The following is a 3,917-nucleotide window of genomic DNA, read 5'->3' as shown; positions in this document are numbered from 1 at the left end:
GAGGGTCCGGCAGCGCCGCGGGGCGGCCTGGCCGCCAATATGCTCAAGCGTCAGGGTGCTCCGGGCGGCATGCCGCCGCGGCCGGGCGCCCCGGGGGAGCCGGGTGCCGCGCCGCGCGGACCGGGCCAGGGGAATCTGCCGCAGCCGGGTCAGTCCGGTGCGATGCCGCAACGCAATCCGTCGGTCGGTCTGCCGCCGCGTGAGGGTGCTCCGGGTGGAGCGGCTCCGGGTGGTCTGCCGCAGCGTGATTCGGCCTCGGGTGGTCTGCCCACCCGTCAGCCGGGTGCCAATGGTGCGCCGGGCCGGGAGTCCGGTCTGGGTCAGCCGCCGCGCCCGGCCGCCCCCGGTGGTCTGCCGCAGCGTGATCCGGGCACCAATGGCGCGCCGCAGCGTGGCGCGGATTCGGGCCCGACCCGTCGCGAGCCCGCCGCCGGTGGTCTGCCGCAGCGGGACGCGGCTCCGGGTGGTCTGCCGCCGCGTGATGGCGCTCCGGGTGGTTTGCCCCAGCGTGATGCCGCTGCCGGTGGTCTGCCGCAGCGTGATTCGGCCTCGGGTGGTTTGCCCACCCGTCAGCCGGGTGCCAATGGTGCGCCGGGCCGGGAGTCCGGTCTGGGTCAGCCGCCGCGTCCGGCCGCCCCGGGTGGCCTGCCGCAGCGTGGCGCCCCCGCGCCGCGCGACGGGTCCAACGGTCTCGCCGCACAGCAGGATTCGGACAAGCCGGGCCTGCCCCAGCGCGATGCGATTCCGCCCCGCGATGGTGGCCTGCCTCAGCGCGACGGGATCCCGCCGCGTGACGGTGGTCTCCCGCAGCGCGGTGCGGCCGCCAACGGTGGCCTGCCCCAGCGCAGCGCTCCCGGCGCGGATCCGTTGTCGGGCGGCCTGACTCAGCGCGATCCGCTGTCCGCTGGCCGGGACCCCTTGGCCGGTGGCCGGGATCCGCTCGCCGGTGGTCTGCCGCAGCGTGGACCCGGTGGTCTGCCCCAGCGTGGCGACGCCGGTAACGGTGCGCCGCAACGGGAATCCCTCGGTGGTCTGCCGCAGCGTGGCGCCAAGCCGGATCCGCTGTCGGATCCGCTGCCGCAGCGGGATCCGCTGGGCGGGCCCCTGCCGCAGCGTGGTCTCAACGGCCTGCCGCAGCGGGATCCGGGTTCGGTGCTGCCGCAGCGTCCGACCCCGATTCCGGGAGTCGGCCTGCCGCAGAACGGTTCCGACGGTGTCAAGGAGCCCGGACGTCACAGCTTCCGTTCCAATCCGCAGAAGGCGGCGTCGTTCTTCCAGACGCGCTTGCAGCCCGCGGAGGAGGGCGCCGACCCGATCATGGGCGGCACGCCGATTTTCGCGGAGATGATGTCGGCGTGGCTCTCGGATCCGAATGCCGATCGCTCCCAGGTGGCCTCGTCGTTTGAGTCGCCGGGTGATGAGGGCTGGCAGGCCGCGCAGCGGGCCATCGAGGTCACCCCGGACAAGCGGACGGCAGCCGGTCTGCCGCAGCGTGATCCCGGTAACCGACTTGTGCCCGGCGGTGTCAACGGAAACGCTGACAAGGCGGCCCACCGAGACCCAGAATCCATCAGGTCAAGTCTGAGTCGTCATCAGCAGGGCGTCCGGGATGGCCGCGCGATGAAAGCTATGAACCTAACCGGAGATAAAGGAGACCGATGAACCCCGATCTAGGTGGTACGAAGCGTCAGCTGGATTGGCTGGTTTCGAATTTCGCCAATGAGGTTCCCGGCGTTGCGCATGCGGTCCTGGTATCCGCTGACGGCCTGCTGATGGCCGCGAGTGCGCAGCTGCCCGTGGACCGCGCCGAACAGCTGTCCGCGGTGACCGCGGGGCTCGCGAGCCTCTCGGTGGGTGTGTCGAACTTGTTCGAGGGCGGCACCGTGTTGCAGTCGGTGGTCGAGATGGAACACGGCTACCTGCTGCTCATGGCGGTCGGCGACGGCTCTTACCTGGCGGTGCTCACGAACACCTCGTGCGACATCGGCCAGGTGGGCTACGAAATGGCGTTGTTGGTCGAGCGAGTGGGCCAGACAGTCCAGGCCACACCTCGCGTCACGATGGGTTCCTGATGGCGGGATGGACATAGACAACGAACGCGTTGGGAGCGCCGAACCGAGCCTGGTTCGCCCCTATTCACTGACGGCCGGTCGCACCCGGCCGAAGGTGGAGCTCGCCTTGGAGGCGCTCGTCGCATCGCATCCGGTCGCCCTCGAGCGGCAGTTCGAACTCACCAATATCGAGACGTCAATCGTGGAGTTGTGCAGAGAATCGCCGTCGGTTGCCGAAGTAGCCGCGCGACTGGGCATTCCGCTCGGTGTCGCGCGGGTGCTGGTCGCCGACCTCATCGACGCCGGCCATGTGCGGGTATCGGCGACATTGAAAGACGATTCCAGCGACGATGAACGTCGCGAGCTGATCGAAAGGGTTCTCAGTGGACTCCGGCGTATTTGATTCGACGACACAGGTCGACACGCGCACCAGTAAGCCCACGTCGGCCAAGATCGTCGTGGCCGGTGGTTTCGGTGTCGGCAAGACCACCCTGGTCGGTGCCGTGTCGGAGATCGTTCCGCTGCGCACCGAGGCTTTGGTGACCAATGCCAGTGTGGGCGTGGACTCCCTGACCGGAGTTCCGTCGAAGGCCACCACCACGGTGGCCATGGACTTCGGCCGTATCAGCCTGGCCGATGACCTGGTGCTGTATCTGTTCGGTACGCCCGGCCAGTACCGCTTCTGGTTCATGTGGGACGACTTGATCAAGGGTGCCATCGGCGCGGTGGTGTTGGTCGACACCCGCCGGTTGGAGGACAGTTTCGCCGCCGTCGACTACTTCGAGGCGCGCAACCTACCCTTCCTGGTGGCCATCAACGAATTCGATGATGCGCCACGGTATCCGGTCGAGGACATCCGCCAGGCCCTGGCGGTGCCCGCGGACGTGCCGATCCTCTCGATCGACGCCCGTCGCCGGGAACCGGTGAAGCAGGCCCTGGTCGCGGTCACCGAGTACGCCCTGCGCAAGGTCGTCCAGGGGTACTGAACACACCCGGCGACTGACGTCAGCGGTAGCGACGTCACACCCGGTTAAGCTCGCGCCGTGAAGATCTCGGCGCGGGAGCTGCTCGGCGAATTGCTCGATCCCGGTTCCTTCGTGAGCTGGGATCGGCCACCCGTGGTGGTGGCTGCCACGCCGGAGTATCGCGCGGACATGCTGGCTGCCGCGGCAACGGCGGGTACCGATGAAGCGGTCCTCACCGGGGAGGGGTTGCTGCGCGGACGGCGGGTCGCCGTGATCGCGTGCGAGTTCGCCTATCTCGCGGGGTCGATCGGGGTGGCCGCGGCCGAGCGCATCGTGTCCGCGGTGGAGCGCGCCACCGAGCTGGGTCTGCCGCTGCTCGCATCGCCGACCTCCGGCGGCACCCGAATGCAGGAGGGCACAGTCGCTTTCGTGCAGATGGTGAAGGTGGCGGGGGCCATCGCGGTGCACAAGGCGGCGGGTAATCCGTATCTGGTGTACCTGCGCGATCCGACCATGGGTGGGGTATTCGCCTCGTGGGGGTCGTTGGGGCACATGACTTTTGCCGAACCCGGCGCACTGGTCGGCTTCCTCGGCCCGCGGGTGTACAAGGCCCTGTACGGGAGGAAGTTCCCCGAGGGCGTGCAGACGGCCGAGAACCTTTATCGCAGTGGGGTTATCGACGGCGTCGTCTCGGTGCCGATCTTCCGCCGCATCGCGCACCGGGTACTCACGGTGTGCTGCGACCCGCCGGCCCCGCTGCCCGAGAACGCAAGCAGCCCAACGCCGCCCGGCCGGGGCTCGTTCCTGGCGGGCCCGCAGGAGCGCAGCGGTCCGGCCGTGCTGGACACCGTCGAGGTGCACGCCTGGCAGACGGTGCTGAACTCCCGTCGCGCCGATCGCC

The 3,917-nt window shown here is 69.4% G+C and carries 4 protein-coding genes and 1 pseudogene; all 5 read left to right on the top strand.

Annotated elements, in window-relative coordinates; translation table 11 throughout:
• Positions 1 to 1,662 (top strand): annotated as a pseudogene (locus ACWELQ_RS40525) (sensor histidine kinase); the annotation flags it as partial.
• A complete protein-coding gene (locus ACWELQ_RS40520; protein WP_029930951.1) occupies positions 1,659 to 2,072 on the top strand; it encodes a roadblock/LC7 domain-containing protein in 414 nt (137 codons plus the stop codon). The pseudogene ACWELQ_RS40525 and the gene ACWELQ_RS40520, both read left to right, overlap by 4 nt.
• Before the next feature lie 7 nt (positions 2,073 to 2,079).
• Positions 2,080 to 2,454 carry a DUF742 domain-containing protein gene (locus ACWELQ_RS40515; RefSeq protein ID WP_033085504.1) on the top strand — a complete coding sequence of 125 codons (375 nt, stop codon included), beginning with the start codon at positions 2,080 to 2,082 and terminating at the stop codon, positions 2,452 to 2,454.
• Positions 2,435 to 3,037 (top strand): GTP-binding protein, encoded by a 603-nt coding sequence (locus ACWELQ_RS40510; protein ID WP_174391578.1) that lies wholly within the window; start codon positions 2,435 to 2,437, stop codon positions 3,035 to 3,037. Before ACWELQ_RS40515 ends, ACWELQ_RS40510 begins: the two co-directional genes overlap by 20 nt.
• Positions 3,038 to 3,094: 57 nt before the next feature.
• Positions 3,095 to 3,917, top strand: an 823-nt coding sequence (locus ACWELQ_RS40505) for a carboxyl transferase domain-containing protein (protein WP_452402294.1), incomplete at its 3' end; no start/stop codon positions are given.

The organism is Nocardia sp. NPDC004722 (genome assembly GCF_053601505.1).
The sequence above is the reverse complement of the archived record's forward strand: the minus strand, read 5'-3'. Positions and strand labels throughout refer to the sequence as shown.